We start from the raw sequence: 18,513 nt of genomic DNA, 5'->3' as shown, positions 1-18,513 counted from the left end.
CAGCTTGTCGCATACCGAAATTTAATCCGGCCGGCACTGTTGGGGCCACAATGGAACCCTACATCTCCTGCGCGCTTGGTTTTGCGCGAAGGAGAGAGATCATGACGCCGCAGGAACGCCAGCTCGTTGACGACCTTTTCGACCGGCTTTCAAAGCTGGAGAATGCACCGCGCGATCCCGATGCGACCGCAGCGATCTCCGAGGGGCTGCGCAAGGCGCCCGGCGCGATCTACGCGCTGGTGCAGACCACGCTGTTGCAGGATGAAGCGCTGAAGCGGGCCCATAACCGCATCCAGGAGCTGGAAGCGGGGCAAGCGCCCGAGCAGCCGCAGTCCGGCGGCTTTCTCGACACCATGCGTGACACGCTGTTCGGCGGCGGCCCATCCCGCGGCTCGGTTCCAAACGTGCCGCCGCGCGAGCAGCGGCCCATGTGGAATACCGGCCAGGCCATGCAGCAGACCCAGCCGGGTTATGGTCAGCCGCCTTACGGACAGGCTTACGGCCAAGGTCCCGGCCAGGGCGCGCCCCCGGCCGGCGGTGGTGGCGGCTCGTTCCTCGGCACGGCAGCGGCGGCCGCCGCTGGCGTGGTCGGCGGCTCGCTGCTGCTGTCCAGCATCCGCGGCATGATGGGCGGATCGCATCAGCAGGCTTTTGGCGACACCAATGCGCTCGGCGACCGCAGCGCTGGCGGAAGCCCCTGGGGCGGCAGCGACGAGTCCAGCGGATCGCTGGCGCGCGACGCCGGCCTCAACGACATCGGCTCCAAGGGCGATTCCCGCCAGGGCTTCTTCGACCAGGCGTCGAACGACGATCGGAACAACAACGATCAGCACTACGACGATAACGGTGACAACATGGACGTGGCCGACAGCGACTTTGGCGGCGACGACGATGGCGGCAGCGATTACGCGTGAGCAATCATCCCGTAGATGTGGAACGGCCGCCTTCTCGGCGGCCGTTTTCTTTTGCGCGTAGCTCAACTGCCTTTGCCACATGCAGGCGAAGCCGTTCGATATAGTATGACTAATGCGTGCGCTATTGGACTTCACTGAGCTGACGTTGCCCGACGTGCCTAAGTTCACCATGAAAAGCGAATCCGCCTTCTGACACGCGCGGCCGTAGAGTCCCGGATTTCCAAATGCGGACATGGGTGTTCAACTCGAAGAACACATTGCTCATGCCACACACCCTGCCGTTCTTGGCTATAGTCGGGGGTTTAATGATGAGTTCACTTCAGCAGCGCATTGCAACCTTGACCGACGCTACGACACATCTCATCACCGAATTGTGCGAGCTGGAAGGATTGCACGAACGTGTTAGGAAGGCGGAGCTGTCGGCACTGCGGTTGAACCGCTCCGCTGGCGCACCGCATTCCCATCCGTCAACTCGTCGGCGCTGCTCCGTTGCCCCGCGGCTGGGGTCGCGGCACCGCCAGCGAGTTTAGACCCGGCTGAGGCGTACGCCGGAGGCACGCACGCCTTCGATGCCGCCCACCCGGCGGGAATGCCGAGTTGAGGCCCGCATCGAGCGTGTGGCGCCTCACATCACCACGACCTTGGTGCCGACATTGACGCGGCCGTAGAGGTCGATGACGTCCTCGTTGCGCATGCGGATGCAGCCGGAGGAGACGTTGGTGCCGATGGTCCAGGGCTCGTTGGAGCCGTGGATGCGGTAGAGCGTCGAGCCGAGATACATCGCGCGCGCCCCGAGCGGATTTTCCGGGCCGCCTTCCATGTGCCTCGGAAGGTCGGGGCGGCGCGCGAGCATTTCCGCCGGCGGCGTCCAGGCCGGCCATTCGCGCTTGGCCGTGATCGATTTCACGCCGGACCAGGTGAAGCCGGGACGGCCCACGCCGATGCCGTAGCGCATCGCCCGGCCGTTACCCTCGACGAGATAGAGGAACTTGTTCGGCGTATCGACCACGATCGTGCCGGGGCTTTCCCTGCCGCCATAGTCGACGAGTTGCTTCTCGAACTTCGGATCGAATGGACGCTGCCGCGGATCGACCGCGTCCTGCTGGAGCGCGCCTTGCTGATATCCGCCTTGTTGATACCCGCCTTGCATCTGCGGCTCGCCCATCGGCGGCAGACGGCGCTGGTCGTAATAGGCCGGCTGCTGCTGATACACCGGTCGCTCCGGCGCATAGGCCGGACCGCGGCCCGGGCCGTCGCCGAACAGGAACTCGATGAAGCCGCCGCCCAGGTTCGCGTTGGAGGCGACACGTACCGGCGCCGGCGGCACTTGCGGCGCGTAGAGCACTGCAGGCGGATCGTTCGGCACCGTGTTGTCGAAGGCGCTGGCGCCGTTCGCGCCGGCCATGAAGGTGCAAGCGCTGCCGAGCAGCGCGACAGACATTTTCTTGAACATCGACGTACTCTGTACTGTTTCGTCTAGATCACATGCGTCGTGGAAGGCGCCTGGCTGATCGACCGCCGCGACGTGGTCAATAAAAGGCAAAAGCCGTTTTGTTTGGTAAACGTATCAGCCGTTTTGATTCACCACGTCGTCGGGCGCGGGCCAATTCGGCGATCAGCGTTTATTTTCGGTGAACGCCGCACGGCCATGGTTAATCGCTTCTTTGCGCAGCGTCGCGCGACGCAAGCACAACAGTTCCGGCTGTGAACTTCGTGTTAAATCGCTTCTGCCTACAAAGACGCGTGAGTGAGGTGGGGGGAGTTTTCTGATGGCTGTTCACCGCAAGCGTTTCCGTGTCGAAGATATCGCCGGTGGCGAGATGCCCATTCTCGACGTAACCGAAGAGGCGACTCCGATGCATAGCGAGATCATGGCCGAGCTGCGTGCGATCCGTGCACAGATGGCGAAGGGCTCCGTGCCCTTGTCCGGCAGCGCTGCCATGGCGGCGATCGACGCCTCCACGGCACACGAGCTTGCCGAAGCCCGCACCATGCTCGATACCTATCGTGCGCAGATCGAGCAGTGCGAGAAGCTGAAGGTCGAACTCGACCTCATCCACGACGCCATCGATCGCACCAAGCGCGAGATCGCGACGCTGCACGGCAAGAGCTTCGACGGCGGCGAGATGGCCAAGGTCAATGGCGAGCTCGGCGCGGTCGTCGGCGGCACCGAGCAGGCGACCCAGCAGATTCTCGAAGCCGCCGAATCGATCGACCAGGCGGCCAGCGCGATGTCCAAGGTGCAATCGGCCGATCAGCAGAAGCGGCTCGCCGACGATATCCAGGAGCGCGTCATCTCGATCTTCGAAGCCTGCAACTTCCAGGACCTGACCGGCCAGCGCATCAGCAAGGTCATGGGCACGATGAAGTTCATCGAGCAGCACATCAATGCGATGATGGAGATCTGGGGCGGCGTCGACGCGATCAAGGCCCATGTGCCCGCACATGCGCATGTCGACAACCGCACCGAAGAAGAGAAGCTTCTCAACGGCCCGAAGCTTGCCGGCGACGTCGGCCATGCCTCGCAGGACGACATCGACGCGCTGTTCGACTGAGCGGAGAGCATACGGAAAAGCAAAACGCCGGCCCCGGGCCGGCGTTTTTGTTTTGGGGATTTATCTCACTCTGTCATTCCGGGGCGGTCCGCAGGACCGAACCCGGAATCTCGAGATTCCGGGTTCGCGCTTCGCGCGCCCCGGAATGACGGAAACGATTATCACGCCCGAGGCGCGCAGCGGACGTAGACCATGTTGCCGTAACGGACCGCGGCGTCCTTGTCGATGAAGCGGGTGATCAGCACGCGGCCGTCGAAGGAGACGATCTCGCGGTCCTGGTCGCCGGGGGTGGGACCAGCGGGCCCAATGTAGTTCTTGCCGCTGGGCGAGCCCTTCAGCCGCAGCTCCTGCGGCGTCGCCTGGTCGGCCAGATGCATGATCACGCCGCCGGAGGAACCGGCGGTGATCACATAGGGATTCCTGCACTGGGCCCTGGCCGCCGCTTCGGTACGGGCGCGATCGGCCGGGTTCTGGAACGAGGCGAGACCCCAGCGGCCGACGATCTCGTCGGCGCGGATCGTTGCGGGCATTTCGGGAGCAACTCCCGGTTCGGCCGCGGGCGGCGGCGGAGAGGACGTCAAGGACGGCAGGCTGAAGCCGCCACCGCAGGCGCCCAGCAGCAGCGCCAGACAGGAGGCGGCGGCAAGATTGGCCACCGTGCGCGCGCGAGCTGAACTGATCATGGCATTCCCCCCAACAAGACCACGGCCGCACCCCTCCCGCAGCCAAGCGCAAAATCGATGCCGGAGCAATGACGTCCTTTGATACGCCGATGCCCCGAACGAGTTTCCGATGCCACCATCCTATATCCGCCTCAACAATCGCTTAACCACCTTTGCTTGACAGGATCGCGGCCAAGCCATATTTCCGGGCGCACTATTAGCACTCGGAAAGCCCGATTGCTAAGCGCGCCGTTCGGTCCTCGGGGAGAGGTTGGACGGAAGCGCCGCCCCACCCACTTCCACTACTTCCGAAGCGAGCCTCCAAAGGGAAACGTCATGGCTAAATCCAAATTTCGTCCGCTGCATGACCGTGTCGTGGTCAAACGTATCGACGCCGAGGAAAAGACCAAGGGCGGCATCATCATTCCCGACACCGCCAAGGAAAAGCCGTCCCAGGGCGAAATCGTCGCCGTCGGCCCCGGCGGCCGCGACGAGACCGGCAAGCTGATCCCGATCGACCTCAAGGTCGGCGACCGCGTGCTGTTCGGCAAGTGGTCGGGCACCGAGGTCAAGATCGACAATGAAGAGCTCCTGATCATGAAGGAGTCGGACATCATGGGCGTTCTGGCCTAAGGCCGTCCGCCTGAACAGCCGCTGAATGTCATGCCCGGATCGGACGATCCGGGCATCCATCGTTCCGAACCAGCGGCAAGACACATCACGAAACACGAGGGATTGCAGAAATGGCTGCCAAAGACGTCAAGTTTTCCGGAGACGCGCGCGATCGCATGCTGCGCGGCGTCGACATTCTCGCCAACGCCGTCAAGGTGACGCTCGGCCCCAAGGGCCGCAACGTCGTCATCGAGAAGAGCTTCGGCGCGCCCCGCATCACCAAGGACGGCGTCACCGTCGCCAAGGAGATCGAGCTCGAGGACAAGTTCGAGAACATGGGCGCCCAGATGGTGCGTGAGGTCGCCTCCAAGACCAACGACCTCGCCGGCGACGGCACCACCACCGCGACCGTGCTGGCCCAGGCCATCGTGCGCGAAGGCGCCAAGGCGGTTGCCGCCGGCATGAACCCGATGGATCTCAAGCGCGGCATCGACAGCGCGGTTGCGGCCGTGATCAAGGACATCGAGAAGCGCGCCAAGCCGGTCGCCGCCTCCTCCGAGGTCGCCCAGGTCGGCACCATCTCGGCCAACGGCGATGCCGCCATCGGCAAGATGATCGCCCAGGCGATGCAGAAGGTCGGCAACGAGGGCGTCATTACCGTCGAGGAGAACAAGTCGCTCGACACCGAGGTCGACATCGTCGAGGGCATGAAGTTCGACCGCGGCTATCTGTCGCCCTACTTCGTCACCAACGCCGAGAAGATGACCGCCGAGCTGGAGGACGCCTACATCCTCCTGCACGAGAAGAAGCTCTCGGGCCTGCAGGCCATGTTGCCGGTGCTCGAAGCCGTGGTGCAGTCGGGCAAGCCGCTCGTCATCATCGCCGAGGACGTCGAAGGCGAGGCGCTGGCCACGCTGGTCGTCAACCGCCTGCGTGGCGGCCTCAAGGTCGCGGCCGTCAAGGCGCCGGGCTTCGGCGATCGCCGCAAGGCCATGCTCGAGGACCTCGCGATCCTCACCGGCGGCCAGCTCATCTCCGAGGAACTCGGCATCAAGCTCGAGAACGTCACGGTGAAGATGCTCGGCCGGGCCAAGAAGGTGGTGATCGACAAGGAGAACACCACGATCGTCAACGGCGCCGGCAAGAAGCCCGACATCGAGGCGCGCGTCGGCCAGATCAAGGCGCAGATCGAGGAGACCACCTCGGACTACGACCGCGAGAAGCTGCAGGAGCGCCTCGCCAAGCTCGCCGGCGGCGTCGCGGTGATCCGCGTCGGCGGTGCGACCGAGATCGAGGTCAAGGAGAAGAAGGACCGCGTCGAGGACGCCCTCAACGCCACCCGCGCCGCGGTGCAGGAAGGCATCGTTCCCGGCGGCGGCGTCGCGCTGCTGCGCGCCAAGAAGGCGGTCGGCCGCCTCTCCAACGACAATGCCGACGTCCAGGCCGGCATCAACATCGTGCTGAAGGCGCTGGAAGCCCCGGTCCGCCAGATCTCCGAGAACGCCGGCATCGAAGGCTCGATCGTCGTCGGCAAGATCCTGGAGAACAAGTCCGAGACCTTCGGCTTCGACGCCCAGAACGAGGCCTATGTCGACATGGTCGAGAAGGGCATCATCGATCCGGCCAAGGTGGTGCGCACCGCGCTCCAGGACGCCTCCTCCGTCGCCGGCCTCCTGGTCACCACAGAGGCCATGGTCGCCGAGATGCCGAAGAAGGAAGCCCCGCCCGCCATGCCGGCCGGCGGCGGCATGGGCGGCTTCTGAGCCTCTTCTTCCATTGCAGCATTGTGAAGGCCGCCTCCGGGCGGCCTTCTTTTTTGCCGACCCTGCCCTTTCGCTTTCCGATTCAACCGGCAGCCAAAACCCACTACGGTGGCGCGCCGATTCTATTGATCGAGGGTTTCGTCGATGCGCGCGCTTCTGGTTTGCCCGGCATTTGTCCTGGCGGCTCTGCTTGCCACCTCGCAACATCCTGCATCCGCCCAGATGAAGCTGTCGCCGAAGGCCACGACGCCCGGCGGCGCCGAGACGCGCTATTTCACCTCGATCGACGGGCTAATGGACGGCAATGCCGACGTGATCCTGAAGGAGACGCGCCAGGGCAAGACGCTCACGGCGGCCGTGCTCGACGTCTGCTACCCCGTCGCGAAGAATTCCGACCGCAAGGACCGCTTCGTCGTCAATCTCCAGGTCGCCGGCCAGAACCTGACGGGTACGACACAAAGCATCGGTGCGAAGGCACCCGTCAGCGTCAAGCTGACGCGCAAGCAGGCCGGCGACATGTTCGAATTCCGCGGCCAGATCAGCATCGGCCAAGTGGTGACCGAAGTCACCTCACCCGACAATTCCGATCTCAGCGAGAAGGAGTTTCTGGACAGCCAGACCTCCGACGACGGCATCACGCCGCAGCCGAAGGATTTCACCGACGTCTCGCCGGAGGCGATCGCGGTCAAGGTCAAGCTCGATGTGGCGACCGACTTCCTGAAGAGCCTGAAGGGCCAGGACGTCGAGGTGACGCTGGCGAGCCTCAATGTCGGCTGCGATGCGCTCCGCGCCGGCGAGCAGACCATCAACATGTCGGTCGATCCGGAGCGCGCGGGCGCGCTGCTCGCCAAGTTCAAGGCGATGCCCGGCGTCACCGCCGCGGGCTGGACCGCTGGCATGACCGAGATGGACCGCACGATCCGCATCCCCGCCGCGGATTGGCGCGACGGCGACAAGATCAACAAGGACAAACTCGCCTCGGCCGTCGCGGGCGTGCTGAGCACCACGCTCGCGGCAAAGCCGGTGTCACAAAGCTTCAACCCCGCCACCGGCAAGCTCAAGCTCGTGTTCAAGCGGCCGAACCAGGATTTCCCCGCGCTCGGTCTGACCGACACGATCGACGTCGCAGGGCTGGTCTCGCCCGACAAGCCCGGCACGACCGACAAGCTCATGCTCTGGATCGGCAGCCCCGCGACGACCACGGCCGATGAAAGCAGCGGCGCCAAGCTCAATCTATCCGACGATGCCAGTCCGGACGAAGAAGGCGCGCTGCCCGACGACAACGGCTCGATCGAGGCACTTGCCAAGGAGCTGAAGGGCCAGCACTGGGACGCCGACAAGTCGGTGTGGAAATGACGCACGCCGCGCCCCGGACTGGCGCGAAGCGCTGCGCGCTGGGGCCCCGAAGCCACACACTGGATTGTAGACAGAGTCTGGGTCCCGGCTCTGCGGAGCGTCACTTCGTGCCGCACCGCGTCCGGGACACGAGAACGCTGTTTGCGACTTCAATTGCCCGTCGTCCGAAAGCGCAGCGGCTTCGGACCGATCAGCGTGAGCATGTCGCCCTGACGCTTCCAGGTCTCGACGCTGCTCAGTGCGGCCACGAGCTCGTCATCGGCCTGCGCTCGCGCCGGCGGGCAGTTGCGGTCCTGGATCTGACCGGGGACGAAGATCACGGTGTTGCCGGCGACCGAGAACTGGCCCTTGCCGCCCTTGCACCAGAGCTCGAGCACGACCTCGCCATTGTCGCCGATCTCGATGTTCGGAATCCGCTTCGAGCCTGCTTGCGGCAACGCTTCCAGCGTCATCTCGGTGCCGAAGGGGAACCCTTCCTGGGCATGCACGAGCGTGGACATCGCGAGCATTGCAATCGCCGCACACACCAATCGCAGACGCGAAACCATGAGACCTCTCGACCGAGCTGACTTGCCGCACCTTCTATAAGACAGCGGTGGCCTTGAGAAGGTTCGTGCAGATGCAAAAATCCCCGCAAGGCGAACCTCGCGGGGATTTGCATCACAGCTTTGGCGTAGGCCGCTACTTCAGCACCAGCGCCGTGAACGGCCAGACATAGGCCTGCAACGTCACGAGCACACCGACGAGACAGGCCAGCACGATCGAATGCCAGAATACGAAGCGCAGGATCGTGCCCTCATGGCCGTACCAATTGGTGGCGGTGGAGGCGACCACGATCGACTGCGCGTCGATCATCTTGCCCATCACGCCGCCCGATGAGTTCGCCGCAGCCATCAAAATCGGCGACAGGCCGAGCTGTTCGGAGGTGATCTTCTGCAGGTTTCCGAACAGCACGTTGGAGGCGGTGTCCGATCCCGTCAGCGCCACGCCGAGCCAGCCGAGCAGCGTGCCGAAGAAGGGATAGAGCACGCCGGTGGCGGCGAAGGCGAGACCGAGCGTCGCGTCGACGCCGGACAGGCGCGTCAAGGTGCCGATCGCGAGCATCGCCGAGATCGTGATCAGCGAGATCGCGCACAGCCGGATGGTGCGGCCGTACTCGGTCAGGAGCCGGCCGGGACCGACGCCCATCAGGAAGCCGGAGATGATCGCCGCGATCAACATGCCCGTGCCGGTGAAGGACAGGTAGGTGAAGCCGAACACCGCGGCCTCCGGCGTCGGCTTGGCCGCCACCGGCGGCACCTTGTTGATCATCTGGTCCAGTTCGGGAACGTGATAGTTCCAGACGAAGATCGAATTCGCCCAGGCCTTGAAGCCGCCGTTACCCCAGATCAGCATCACGACGCAGACGATGATCCACGGCAACAGCGCGTTGAACATCTCGCTCTGCGTGAGCGGCGTCTTGTCGAGTGGCTTTGCCGCCGCCATGGTGGCGGCGGACTCGTCGCGGCCGCGCAGCGCCGGCGACAGCCAGAGCTGCTTCGGCTGCCAGACCTTCAGGAACAGGATCAGCGCCCCCATCGAGATCAGCGACGCCCCGATGTCGACGATCCAGGGATTGATGTAGTTCGAGATCACGAATTGGGGGATGGCGAACGAGAGGCCCGTGACGAGGATCGCCGGCCAGACGTCCTTCATGCCTCTCCAGCCCGCGAACGCCCACACCACCCAGAACGGCACGATCAGCGAGAAGACCGGCAATTGCCGGCCGACCATGGCGCCGAGGATGTAGGGATCGAGTCCGGTGACAGAGCTAAGGCCCTGGATCGGCGTGCCCAGCGCGCCATAGGCGACCGGCGCGGTGTTGGCGATCAGCGACAGGCCGGACGCTGCGAGCGGCGAGAAGCCGAGCCCGATCAACACCGCGCCGGTGATCGCGACCGGCGTGCCGAAGCCCGAGGCGCCCTCGAAGAACGCGCCGAACGAGAACGCGATCAGCAGCAATTGCAGCCGCCGGTCCTCGGTGACGCCGCCGACGGCGCGCTTCAGCAGTTCGAAGCGTCCGGTACTCACCGTCACCTGGTAGAGAAAGATGACGTTGAGGACGATCCAGCCGATGGGGAAGAAGCCGGTGACGATGCCCAGCACCGAGGCGCGGATCGACATGTTGGCCGGCATGGTGAAGACGAAGATCGTGATCAGGTTCGCCACGATCACGGCGATGATCGCCGCGATGTGGGCCTGGACGCGGCCGCTCGCGATCAGGACCAGCAGCATGACGACGGGCACCGCCGCCGCAATGGTCGACAGCACCGGGCTGTTCAGCGGATCATAGATCTGATTCCACATAGTCATTCTCCCCACGCATGTTGCAGCAGGCGGCCCGCGTGGAGAGCCGTTCCTGCTTGACGCTAAAAGCGTAAACCCCAAGCTGGACGCGAAGTCCTCGCGCTGCGGGCGGTTCCCGTCCGCTCACAAGCGCGAGAAATCCCGGAGCACCCTGCCCCGGGCCGTCGAAGCCCATGCTAAGGTTGCGGGCTGCGACAATCCAACGCAATTTGCAGATCTTGCGACTTTAGTCTAAGCGCGCCCGTTTCCGCCATTGCCTCAGCCATTTGGCGCTGGGCCGTTACGCACATCCCCTGAGGAGACCCAGCTCTGTGACCAACATCCGCGCCACGCTCGCGATCGTCTGGCGAATCGCCGCCCCCTATTTCCGGTCGGAGGACAAATGGGCCGGTCGCGGCCTGCTTGCCGCCGTCATTGCCTTGGAGCTTTCGCTGGTCGCGATCAATGTTCTCGTCAGTCAGTGGCAGAACCGTTTCTTCAGTGCGATCCAGGGATATGAACTGGACCGCTTCGTCAGGGAGATCTGGATCTTCCTCGTCCTTGCTTTCACCTTCGTCGCGCTGGCGGTCTACAAGCTCTACCTGAACCAGTGGCTCCAGATTCGCTGGCGGCGATGGCTGACGCAACATTATCTCGCCGAGTGGCTCAATGGCCCGACGCATTATCGCATGCAGCTCAAGGGCGACGCCGCCGACAACCCGGACCAGCGCATCACCGAGGACGTCAAGAGCTTCGTCGAGCAGACATTGACCCTCGGGCTGGGGCTGCTGTCGTCGGTCGTCACGCTGGCCTCGTTCGTCGTCATCCTCTGGGGCCTGTCGGACAAGGCACCGCTGCACATTTACGGCACGGATATCGTGGTCCCCGGTTTTCTGGTCTGGTGTGCGCTGGTTTACGCGATCCTGGGTACGGCGCTGACGCACTGGATCGGTTCCCCGCTCATCAACCTCAATTTCGAGCAGCAGCGCTTCGAGGCCGACTTCCGCTTCAACCTGATCCGCGTGCGGGAAAATTCCGAGCAGATCGCCCTCTTGAAAGGTGAGAGCGCCGAACGGGGAAATCTGCTGCAGCGCTTCGGGTTCGTGATCGGCAATTGGTACGCCATCATGAGCAGGACCAAGCGCCTGACCGCGTTCACGGCAAGCTATGGTCAGGCTGCCGTGATCTTTCCCTATGTCATGGTGGCTCCGGCTTACTTCGCCAAGCGAATCCAGCTCGGCGACATGATGCAGACCGGCTCGGCGTTCAGCAGCGTTCAGGATGCGCTCTCTTTCTTCGTCTCGGCCTATCGCTCGCTCGCGGAATGGCGCTCGGTGATCGCCCGCCTCGATGGCTTCGAGATGTCGGTCAGTTCGGTCGCGGAGACCGCGGCGCGCGAGCCAACCGTCGCCATCGCACCAACAAGCAACGCGGCAATCGGGCTCGAGCAGCTGCTCGTAAAGCTGCCAAACGGCGAGCCGCTGGTTGCCGCCAATGCAATCGCGATCGAGCCGGGTGAGCGGGTGCTGGTGACCGGGCCGTCAGGCTCGGGCAAATCGACGCTGTTCCGGGCCATCGCCGGAATCTGGCCGTTCGGCACCGGGACCATCGCCATCCCTGAGAACGCCAGGCTGATGATGCTGCCGCAGCGGCCATATTTTCCGATCGGCCCGCTCGGCGACGCCGTGATCTACCCCGCAGAGCATGGCGTGATCGGACCCGACAAGATCGCGGAGGCGTTGAACGCGGTCGGCATGCCGCGGCTGGCAAAGCGGCTCGACGAGAGCGGTCACTGGAATCGGATGCTTTCGCTCGGCGAGCAGCAGCGCCTCGGGCTCGCCCGCGCGCTGTTGCATGCGCCGGACTATCTGTTCCTGGACGAGGCGACCGCCTCGCTGGACGAACCTTCCGAAGCCCGGCTCTACCGCCTGCTGACGGAGAAGCTGCCGCAGGCCACCATCGTCTCGATCGGCCACCGCTCGACGCTCGACGCCTTCCACACGCGCAAGGTCGCGCTGGTGAAGGACGGCGCCATCCACGTCCTCGGCGGCGCCGCGCCGGCCGAGAAGGCGCCGAGCGCGGCGGGCTGAGGCGGGAGAGGTTCTTACTGCCGCTTCTACCTGTCGCACGCGCGTGTCCGATCTTCCACACGAGGTCTGAGGCCGAAGTATGTGTGACGCCCGGGAGTCAAGCCCGGATGACAGCGTGGCCAAGGGAGGCCCAAAGCAGAAGGGCGGCAGGTTGCCCTGCCGCCCTCGTGACTCGTCCCGAGAAGAGACTTACTTCAGGTTGGTCATCGCCGTCAGGTCGACGGAGAGCTTGGCGACGCCAGCAGCGCTACACCAGTTGGAGCCAAAGGCCGTGGCTGCGTTCGCGCCACCATTGATCGGGGTGACGAAGCCAGGGCTCGAGTTGGTTGCGGAGAAGTCGCTGGTGAAGGCGTTGCAATCGCCCTTCGACAGATCGGTGTCGTAGTAGCGCAGATCGAGCGTGAACACCTTGTAGGTGAAGCCGACGCCGACGTTCCAGGTGTTGTAGCTCGGTTCCTTGATGCCGTTCGCGTACACCGGATCGCCTGCGATGCCGTAGAAGATGTCGGAGGTGCCGAGCCACTGGCGGCCGAACTCACCCGACACATACATGCCGACGCCGCTGGCGCCGAAGGTCGTGCTCGGCGCAGTCCACTTGGCCGTGACCGAGGCGTAGTTGCCCCAAGCGCCGAGGTTCAGGAAGTTCGGCGAATAGTACTCGTTGAAGCCGACCGACCACTGGTCGTTGATGGCGATGTTCAGCTTGGCATAGGCTTCGAAGAAGCTTGCGTCCTTCTTGGCGAAGTTGCCGTTGATCGGCAGGCCGATCGCGCCCTGAGAGTTATCCAAGGTGGTACCGCAATTGCCCTGCGCGAGGGTGCCCTGCGAGCCGAAGCAGCTTCCGCCCGGATAGAGATAGCCCCAGACACCGAAGTCGAAGGCGAACATGCCGAAGGTCGGGCGGATACCGCCGTAGATATCGACTTCTGCCGCGGCGCGGTTCGGGAACGAGATGCTCGCGGCGGCCGCACCGATATAGAGCTGGAGGTCCTTGTTGACGTTATAGCGCGGCTCGAAATACGCATTGACCGACGGGTTGTGGTTCGACTGGGTGATACCACGGAAGATGTAGTCGTTCGTGATGCCGGCGCCGAAAGCGATATCCCAGGGATCGAAGGCCGGCGGCGGCGGGGCCTTCAACGCCTTCACGCGCAGATCTGCCGCGAAAGCCGAACCCGTCGTCACCATTGCCAGCGCCGTTGCCAACAAAGCCAGTTTTTTCATTTCGATCCCCATCGCCAGTTCTTAGACCCCAGTCGGATCCCGGAAGCCCCCCGGGTCGCTCGACCTGATTGCAAAATTGATCACTGCGACAATCTGGATTGAGGGATACGAACCGTGAAGCAAAAAGCGCGGGCATCTGCCGACTTTTTAGGCGTTTTGACGATTTCACGAAAGGTTGTCCGCCTGTGTGGCTTCTCGATCACATTATTTGCATTCCAAAGTGCTGGGCGGCCCCGTGTAAGTCCAGGGATCTCGGGCGGGGTGACATCCAGGCCACGAATCAGGCGGGCGGGGGAAAGCTGCGCCTGAGTTGACCTTGCGACGATGCAAAAAAGCCGCAGCGCCCCCGCGCCGCGGCCTTCCTGTTTGCAGATCGACTTCAGAGGAGACGAGGGGGTCGGGGCTCTAACTCTGCCCCTCGGCCTGCGCCGGTTCCGCAGAAGACGAAGGCATCGCCCAGCTTGTCTCGGCGGCAGGCTCGGGTGCCGGAGCTTCCGCCGGTGCTGATGGCTTCGGAGCAGGAGCTGCCTTCGCCTTCTTCGGTGCCGCTTTCTTCGCGGCCTTTTTGGCTGCAGCCTTCTTGGCTGGCTTAGCCGCAGCCTTCTTGGCAGCTTTCTTCGGGGCTGCCTTCTTGGCAGATTTCTTCGTCGCCTTCTTCGCCGCTTTCTTTGCGGATTTCTTGGCAGACTTCTTCGCGGACTTCTTGGCTGCCTTCTTTGCCGCTACAGCCTTCTTGGCCTTTTTGGCCTTCTTGCTTTTCTTCTTCTTCGCTTTCGCCATCGTGGTCCTCCTGTTGCCGCCGAACAATGGTCGATCGGGCGCATTCAGCCGTCACTTCCGGACGAAAGCTCAGCCTGGAAGGCTCAGCTTTTGAAAGCTCAAACCTGCGCGTTCAGTGCCGGCCGCGACCCGCCCGTAGCCCAATCGAGAAGCTCAATCGTGTGTACGACCGGAACTGACGTGCCACTGGCAATCTGCACCATGCAGCCGATATTGCCCGCGGCAATCATGTCCGGCTTGACGCTGGCGATGTTGGCGACCTTGCGATCGCGCAACCTGCCCGCAAGCTCGGGCTGGAGAATGTTGTAGGTCCCTGCCGAACCGCAACACAAATGGCTCTCGGGGACATCTTTCACTACGAATCCATTCTTGGAAAGCAATTCTTTCGGAAGGCCCGTGATTTTCTGCCCGTGCTGCAACGAACATGCGGAGTGATAGGCGACGACGATGTCGTCCTGTCGCGCAACCTGCTCCAATCCGAGACCGGCGACGTATTCGGTGATGTCCTTGGCGAGCGCAGACACCTTCGCTGCATCTTCCGAAATGGCGACGTCCTCGCGCAGCAGATAGCCATAATCCTTGATCACGGTGCCGCAGCCGGACGCCGTCACCAGGATGGCGTCCAGCCCTTCGCCGGTCGCTTCCTTCCGCCACGCCGCGACGTTGGCGCGCGCCCGCGCCAACGCATCATGGTCGTCGCCGAGATGATGGGTCAGCGCGCCGCAACACTGCTCGTCCCTGACCAGGACAACCTCGATGCCGTGCCGGGTGAGAAGGCTGATGGCGGCCTGGTTGATGCGCGGCGCCAGCACCTGCTGGGCGCAGCCCTGCAGCAGCGCGACCCGGCCCCGCCTCTTGCCGAGCGCCGCGAACACGCTGCCGGCAGCGGGGCCCCGCGCGGGCAGCCGGTCCGGCGCCAGCGCCAGCATCGCCTTGACACGCTGGATCAGCCCGGGCGTGGCGGAGGGGCCCGGCGTCGGCAGGAAGACGGCGAGCGGACGAGCCAGCCGCGCCAGCCACATGCTCGCGCGAAAACGCCGGGGGTCCGGCAGGACAAAGGCCAGCACCTTGCGCAGCAGCCGCTCGGCGAGCGGCCGCTGATAGCGCTCTTCAATCCGAACCCGGGCCTGGTCGACGAGGTGCATGTAGTTCACCCCCGACGGGCAAGTCGTCATGCAGGCCAGGCACGACAGGCAGCGGTCGATATGCTTGACCACCTCGGCCGTCGGCGCCTGGTCCTTCTCCAGCATCTCCTTGATCAGATAGATGCGGCCGCGTGGACTATCGAGCTCGTCGCCGAGCAGGACATAGGTAGGACAAGTCGCCGTGCAGAAGCCGCAATGGACGCAGGCGCGCAGGATCTTGTCGGCTTCGGCGATGTCGGGGTCGGCGAGCTGTGCCAGTGAGAATTCGGTCTTCATGCCACGGCGTCCCGTCTCAAGCGTCCCCGGTTGAGAATGGTCTTCGGATCGAAACTGGCGCGCACCCGCTCGCTGAGCGCGGCAATGCCTGATACCTGCGGATGGAACACATCGACATTGCGCCTGACATCATCGGCCGCGCGGACCAGTGTGGCGTGCCCGCCGAACGCATTCGCACGCGCACGCACCGCCGGGCCATGGGCGTCCGGCTGCGGCGGCAGCGCCGCCCAGATCAGCCCGCCGCCCCAATCATAGATCACGTCGCCCCCCGTCTCGCGTGCCAATTGGGTCCCGAGCGCCGCGCCTGACGCCGGCGGACAGACGATCCGCCACACCGGCCAGGCACCGAGCGCGCCGCTGGCCGCGAACGGCAACACGTCGCGAATCGTCGCCCACAGCGCGGCGGAGGCCGCATCCTCGATCAGCGTCGCAGTTCCAAACGGCGCCAGCAATTGGCGCAGCGAGCCGGCGCGGTGGACGGCGGACGCCGTGATGCCCTCGAGCCGCAGCACGGTCAGCGCCTCGTCCTGGCCCACGATGTCGCCGAGCCCATCGGACTTGGCGCGGAACGCGGATTTCGGCAGATGCGCGGCACCGGAGACGTCGAAGGGCGAACCGAGCGCCGCCGTCATCGCCTTGTTGGCGACGGCCTCATCTAGCCCGCGCAGCAGTAGCGTTCGCTCGGCCTCGGGCTTGGGCATCACCTTCAGCGTGACCTCGGTCATCACCGACAGCGTGCCCCAGGACCCCGCCAGCAGCTTGCAGAGATCGTAGCCGGTGACGTTCTTCACCACCTTGCCGCCGGTCTTGAAGCTGTCGCCGAAACCGGAGACGGCGTGCGCCCCAAGCAGATGGTCGCGCGCCCCGCCCGCCCTCATCCGCCGCGGCCCGGCGAGCCCGGCCGCGATCATGCCGCCGATGGTTCCGAGCGGAGGCGTGCCGAGCAATGGCGCGGTGTCGATCGGCTCGAAGGCGAATTGCTGGTTCTTGGCATCGATCAGCGACAGCACGTCGGCCAACGGCGCGCCGGCCTGCAGCGTGACGATCAGCTCGTTGGGCTCGTAGGCGGTGACGGCGTTGAGCGCGGAGAGGTCGAGCACGGCATTGGTCGCCATGGCATGGCCGATGCCGCGCTTGCTGCCATGACCGATGATCTCGAGCGGCTGCTCATTGGCAATCGCCGCGCGCACCACCTCTTCGACGTCTTTGGCGTCTCTGACCTTGAGCGTATCCACGGGAAAAGGCGGTATCCAACTTTAGAGCGGAAAGCAATCTGGCGTTGGCGCTAGAACCGCGGGATGTCCGGAAACGCCAGCTTGCCGGCATGCACATGCATGCGGCCGAGCTCGGCGCAGCGGTGCAGGGTCGGAAATACTTTTCCGGGGTTGAGCAGGCCCTGCGCGTCGAAGGCGCATTTGAGGCGCTGCTGCTGGTTGAGGTCGATCTCGCTGAACATGTCGGGCATCAGATCGCGCTTCTCGATGCCGACGCCGTGCTCGCCGGTCAGCACGCCGCCGAACTCGACGCAGGCGCGCAGGATGTCGGCGCCGAAGGCTTCGGCGCGCTCGATCTCCCCGGGCTTGTTGGCATCGTAGAGGATCAGCGGGTGCAGGTTGCCGTCGCCGGCGTGGAACACGTTGGCGCAGCCGAGCTGATATTTTTCCGAGAGCTCGCGGATGCGCGCCAGCGCCTTCGGCAGCGCCCCGCGCGGGATGGTGCCGTCCATGCAGAGATAGTCGGGCGAGATGCGGCCCACGGCGGGGAACGCAGCTTTCCGGCCGGCCCAGAACAGGTTGCGCTCGGCTTCCGAATTGGAGATCTGCAGCGTCACCGAACCGCAGCTTCTTGCGATGGTCTCGACCCGCGTAATCAGCTCGTCGACCTCGATCTTGGGACCGTCGAGCTCGATGATGAGCAGCGCCTCGACGTCGAGCGGATAGCCGGCATGGACGAAGGCTTCGGCAGCGTGGATCGCCGGCTTGTCCATCATCTCCATGCCGCCAGGAATGATGCCGGCGCTGATGATGCGCGCGACGCACTCGCCGGCCGCCTCGACTTGCGCGAAGCCGACCATCAGCGCGCGCGCCGTCTCCGGCTTCTGCAGGATGCGTACCGTGATCTCGGTGATGACGCCGAGCAGGCCTTCCGAGCCGGTGATGACACCCATGAGGTCGTAGCCCGGGTTTTCCGCCGACTTGCCGCCGATACGCAGGATCTCGCCGCTCATCAGCACGATCTCGCAGCCCAGCACGTTGTTGGTCGTCATGCCGTATTTCAGGCAATGCACGCCGCCGGAATTCTCCGCGACGTTGCCGCCGATCGAGCAGGCGATCTGCGAGGATGGGTCGGGCGCGTAATAGAAGCCGGCATGCGCGACCGCCTGGCTGATCGCGAGATTGGTGACGCCGGGCTCGGTGACCACGACGCGGTTGTCGAAATCGATCTCGCGGATGCGCTTGAACTTGCCGAGGCCGAGCAGCACGCCGTCTTCGAGCGGCAGCGCGCCGCCCGACAGCGAGGTGCCGGAGCCGCGCGGCACCACCTTGATGTTCTGCTCTGCACAATATTTCAGGACCAGCGAGACCTGCTCGGTGGTATCGGGCAGCACGACGACCATCGGCGGCTGCCGATAGGCCGTGAGCCCGTCGGATTCGTAAGCCCGCATTTCGGCCGCGCTGTCGATCACACCTTCGCCGGGCACGATTGCACGCAGCGCGGCGACGATCTCCGCGCGGCGCGCGAGCACGGCCTGGTCGCTCGCAGGCATCATGATGGCCATTTCAAGTCCTTCATCGCAGATCGTTCCGGCTC

General features: G+C 64.4%; 16 protein-coding genes. 7 read left to right on the top strand and 9 right to left on the bottom strand.

The annotated features are described in order from the left end of the window. Positions 1–101: 101 nt before the first annotated feature. Positions 102–914, top strand: coding sequence for a DUF2076 domain-containing protein (locus LPJ38_RS10340; protein WP_145637779.1), 813 nt, complete (start codon positions 102–104; stop codon positions 912–914). A 625-nt stretch (positions 915–1,539) separates the two neighbouring features. Here LPJ38_RS10340 and LPJ38_RS10335 read toward each other — a convergent pair. Beyond that, entirely contained in the window at positions 1,540–2,367 is an 828-nt protein-coding gene (locus LPJ38_RS10335; protein WP_145637777.1) for a L,D-transpeptidase, read from the bottom strand. A 39-nt stretch (positions 2,368–2,406) separates the two neighbouring features. On the opposite strand from LPJ38_RS10335, the gene LPJ38_RS10330 reads away from it, so the two are divergent. Together LPJ38_RS10330 and LPJ38_RS10325 are read left to right on the top strand one after the other, a co-directional pair. Next, positions 2,407–2,622, top strand: a complete 216-nt coding sequence (locus LPJ38_RS10330; protein ID WP_145637770.1) for a hypothetical protein — start codon at positions 2,407–2,409, stop codon at positions 2,620–2,622. A gap of 61 nt (positions 2,623–2,683) precedes the next feature. After that, positions 2,684–3,469, top strand: a complete 786-nt coding sequence (locus LPJ38_RS10325; RefSeq protein ID WP_145637767.1) for a protein phosphatase CheZ — start codon at positions 2,684–2,686, stop codon at positions 3,467–3,469. 161 nt (positions 3,470–3,630) lie between these two features. On the opposite strand, the gene LPJ38_RS10320 is transcribed toward LPJ38_RS10325, so the two are convergent. Next, positions 3,631–4,152, bottom strand: a complete 522-nt coding sequence (locus tag LPJ38_RS10320) for a hypothetical protein (protein ID WP_167520565.1) — start codon at positions 4,150–4,152, stop codon at positions 3,631–3,633. 315 nt (positions 4,153–4,467) lie between these two features. Between LPJ38_RS10320 and LPJ38_RS10315 the strand changes: the two genes are divergently transcribed. The 3 genes from LPJ38_RS10315 to LPJ38_RS10305 all read left to right on the top strand — a co-directional run bounded on the left by LPJ38_RS10315 (position 4,468) and on the right by LPJ38_RS10305 (position 7,862). Further along, positions 4,468–4,764 (top strand): co-chaperone GroES, encoded by a 297-nt coding sequence (locus LPJ38_RS10315; protein ID WP_008544107.1) that lies wholly within the window; start codon positions 4,468–4,470, stop codon positions 4,762–4,764. Between the two features lie 110 nt (positions 4,765–4,874). Beyond that, the gene (groL, locus tag LPJ38_RS10310; protein ID WP_145637763.1) at positions 4,875–6,506 is read left to right on the top strand and encodes a chaperonin GroEL; all 1,632 of its coding nucleotides are present in this window, start codon (positions 4,875–4,877) and stop codon (positions 6,504–6,506) included. A 144-nt stretch (positions 6,507–6,650) separates the two neighbouring features. Then, entirely contained in the window at positions 6,651–7,862 is a 1,212-nt protein-coding gene (locus LPJ38_RS10305; RefSeq protein ID WP_145637761.1) for a hypothetical protein, read from the top strand. A gap of 149 nt (positions 7,863–8,011) precedes the next feature. Here LPJ38_RS10305 and LPJ38_RS10300 read toward each other — a convergent pair whose 3' ends face one another. Together LPJ38_RS10300 and LPJ38_RS10295 are read right to left on the bottom strand one after the other, a co-directional pair. Beyond that, positions 8,012–8,410: an META domain-containing protein gene (locus LPJ38_RS10300; protein ID WP_145637759.1), complete on the bottom strand. Its 399-nt coding sequence runs from the start codon at positions 8,408–8,410 to the stop codon at positions 8,012–8,014. Positions 8,411–8,543: 133 nt separating this feature from the next. Continuing rightward, positions 8,544–10,208: an L-lactate permease gene (locus LPJ38_RS10295; protein ID WP_145637757.1), complete on the bottom strand. Its 1,665-nt coding sequence runs from the start codon at positions 10,206–10,208 to the stop codon at positions 8,544–8,546. 311 nt (positions 10,209–10,519) lie between these two features. Between LPJ38_RS10295 and LPJ38_RS10290 the strand changes: the two genes are divergently transcribed. Continuing rightward, positions 10,520–12,277 carry an ABC transporter ATP-binding protein/permease gene (locus LPJ38_RS10290; RefSeq protein WP_145637754.1) on the top strand — a complete coding sequence of 586 codons (1,758 nt, stop codon included), beginning with the start codon at positions 10,520–10,522 and terminating at the stop codon, positions 12,275–12,277. 189 nt (positions 12,278–12,466) lie between these two features. Here the strand turns inward: LPJ38_RS10290 and LPJ38_RS10285 are convergent, their stop codons facing one another. The 5 genes from LPJ38_RS10285 to LPJ38_RS10265 all read right to left on the bottom strand — a co-directional run bounded on the left by LPJ38_RS10285 (position 12,467) and on the right by LPJ38_RS10265 (position 18,481). Then, positions 12,467–13,501, bottom strand: coding sequence for a TorF family putative porin (locus tag LPJ38_RS10285; RefSeq protein ID WP_145637752.1), 1,035 nt, complete (start codon positions 13,499–13,501; stop codon positions 12,467–12,469). Between the two features lie 405 nt (positions 13,502–13,906). Beyond that, complete coding sequence (locus LPJ38_RS10280) at positions 13,907–14,281, bottom strand: histone (RefSeq protein ID WP_145637750.1); 375 nt, start codon at positions 14,279–14,281, stop codon at positions 13,907–13,909. Positions 14,282–14,379: 98 nt separating this feature from the next. Then, positions 14,380–15,702 (bottom strand): glycolate oxidase subunit GlcF, encoded by a 1,323-nt coding sequence (glcF, locus tag LPJ38_RS10275; RefSeq protein WP_145637748.1) that lies wholly within the window; start codon positions 15,700–15,702, stop codon positions 14,380–14,382. Then, positions 15,699–16,937, bottom strand: coding sequence for an FAD-binding protein (locus LPJ38_RS10270; RefSeq protein ID WP_145637745.1), 1,239 nt, complete (start codon positions 16,935–16,937; stop codon positions 15,699–15,701). Before LPJ38_RS10270 ends, glcF begins: the two co-directional genes overlap by 4 nt. 50 nt (positions 16,938–16,987) lie before the next feature. Further along, positions 16,988–18,481: an FAD-linked oxidase C-terminal domain-containing protein gene (locus LPJ38_RS10265; protein ID WP_145637743.1), complete on the bottom strand. Its 1,494-nt coding sequence runs from the start codon at positions 18,479–18,481 to the stop codon at positions 16,988–16,990. Positions 18,482–18,513 lie beyond the last annotated feature (32 nt).

The organism is Bradyrhizobium daqingense, assembly GCF_021044685.1.
GTDB classification, from domain to species: domain Bacteria; phylum Pseudomonadota; class Alphaproteobacteria; order Rhizobiales; family Xanthobacteraceae; genus Bradyrhizobium; species Bradyrhizobium daqingense.
Note: the sequence above shows the minus strand (reverse complement) of the source record. Positions and strands in the feature narration are given on the sequence as shown.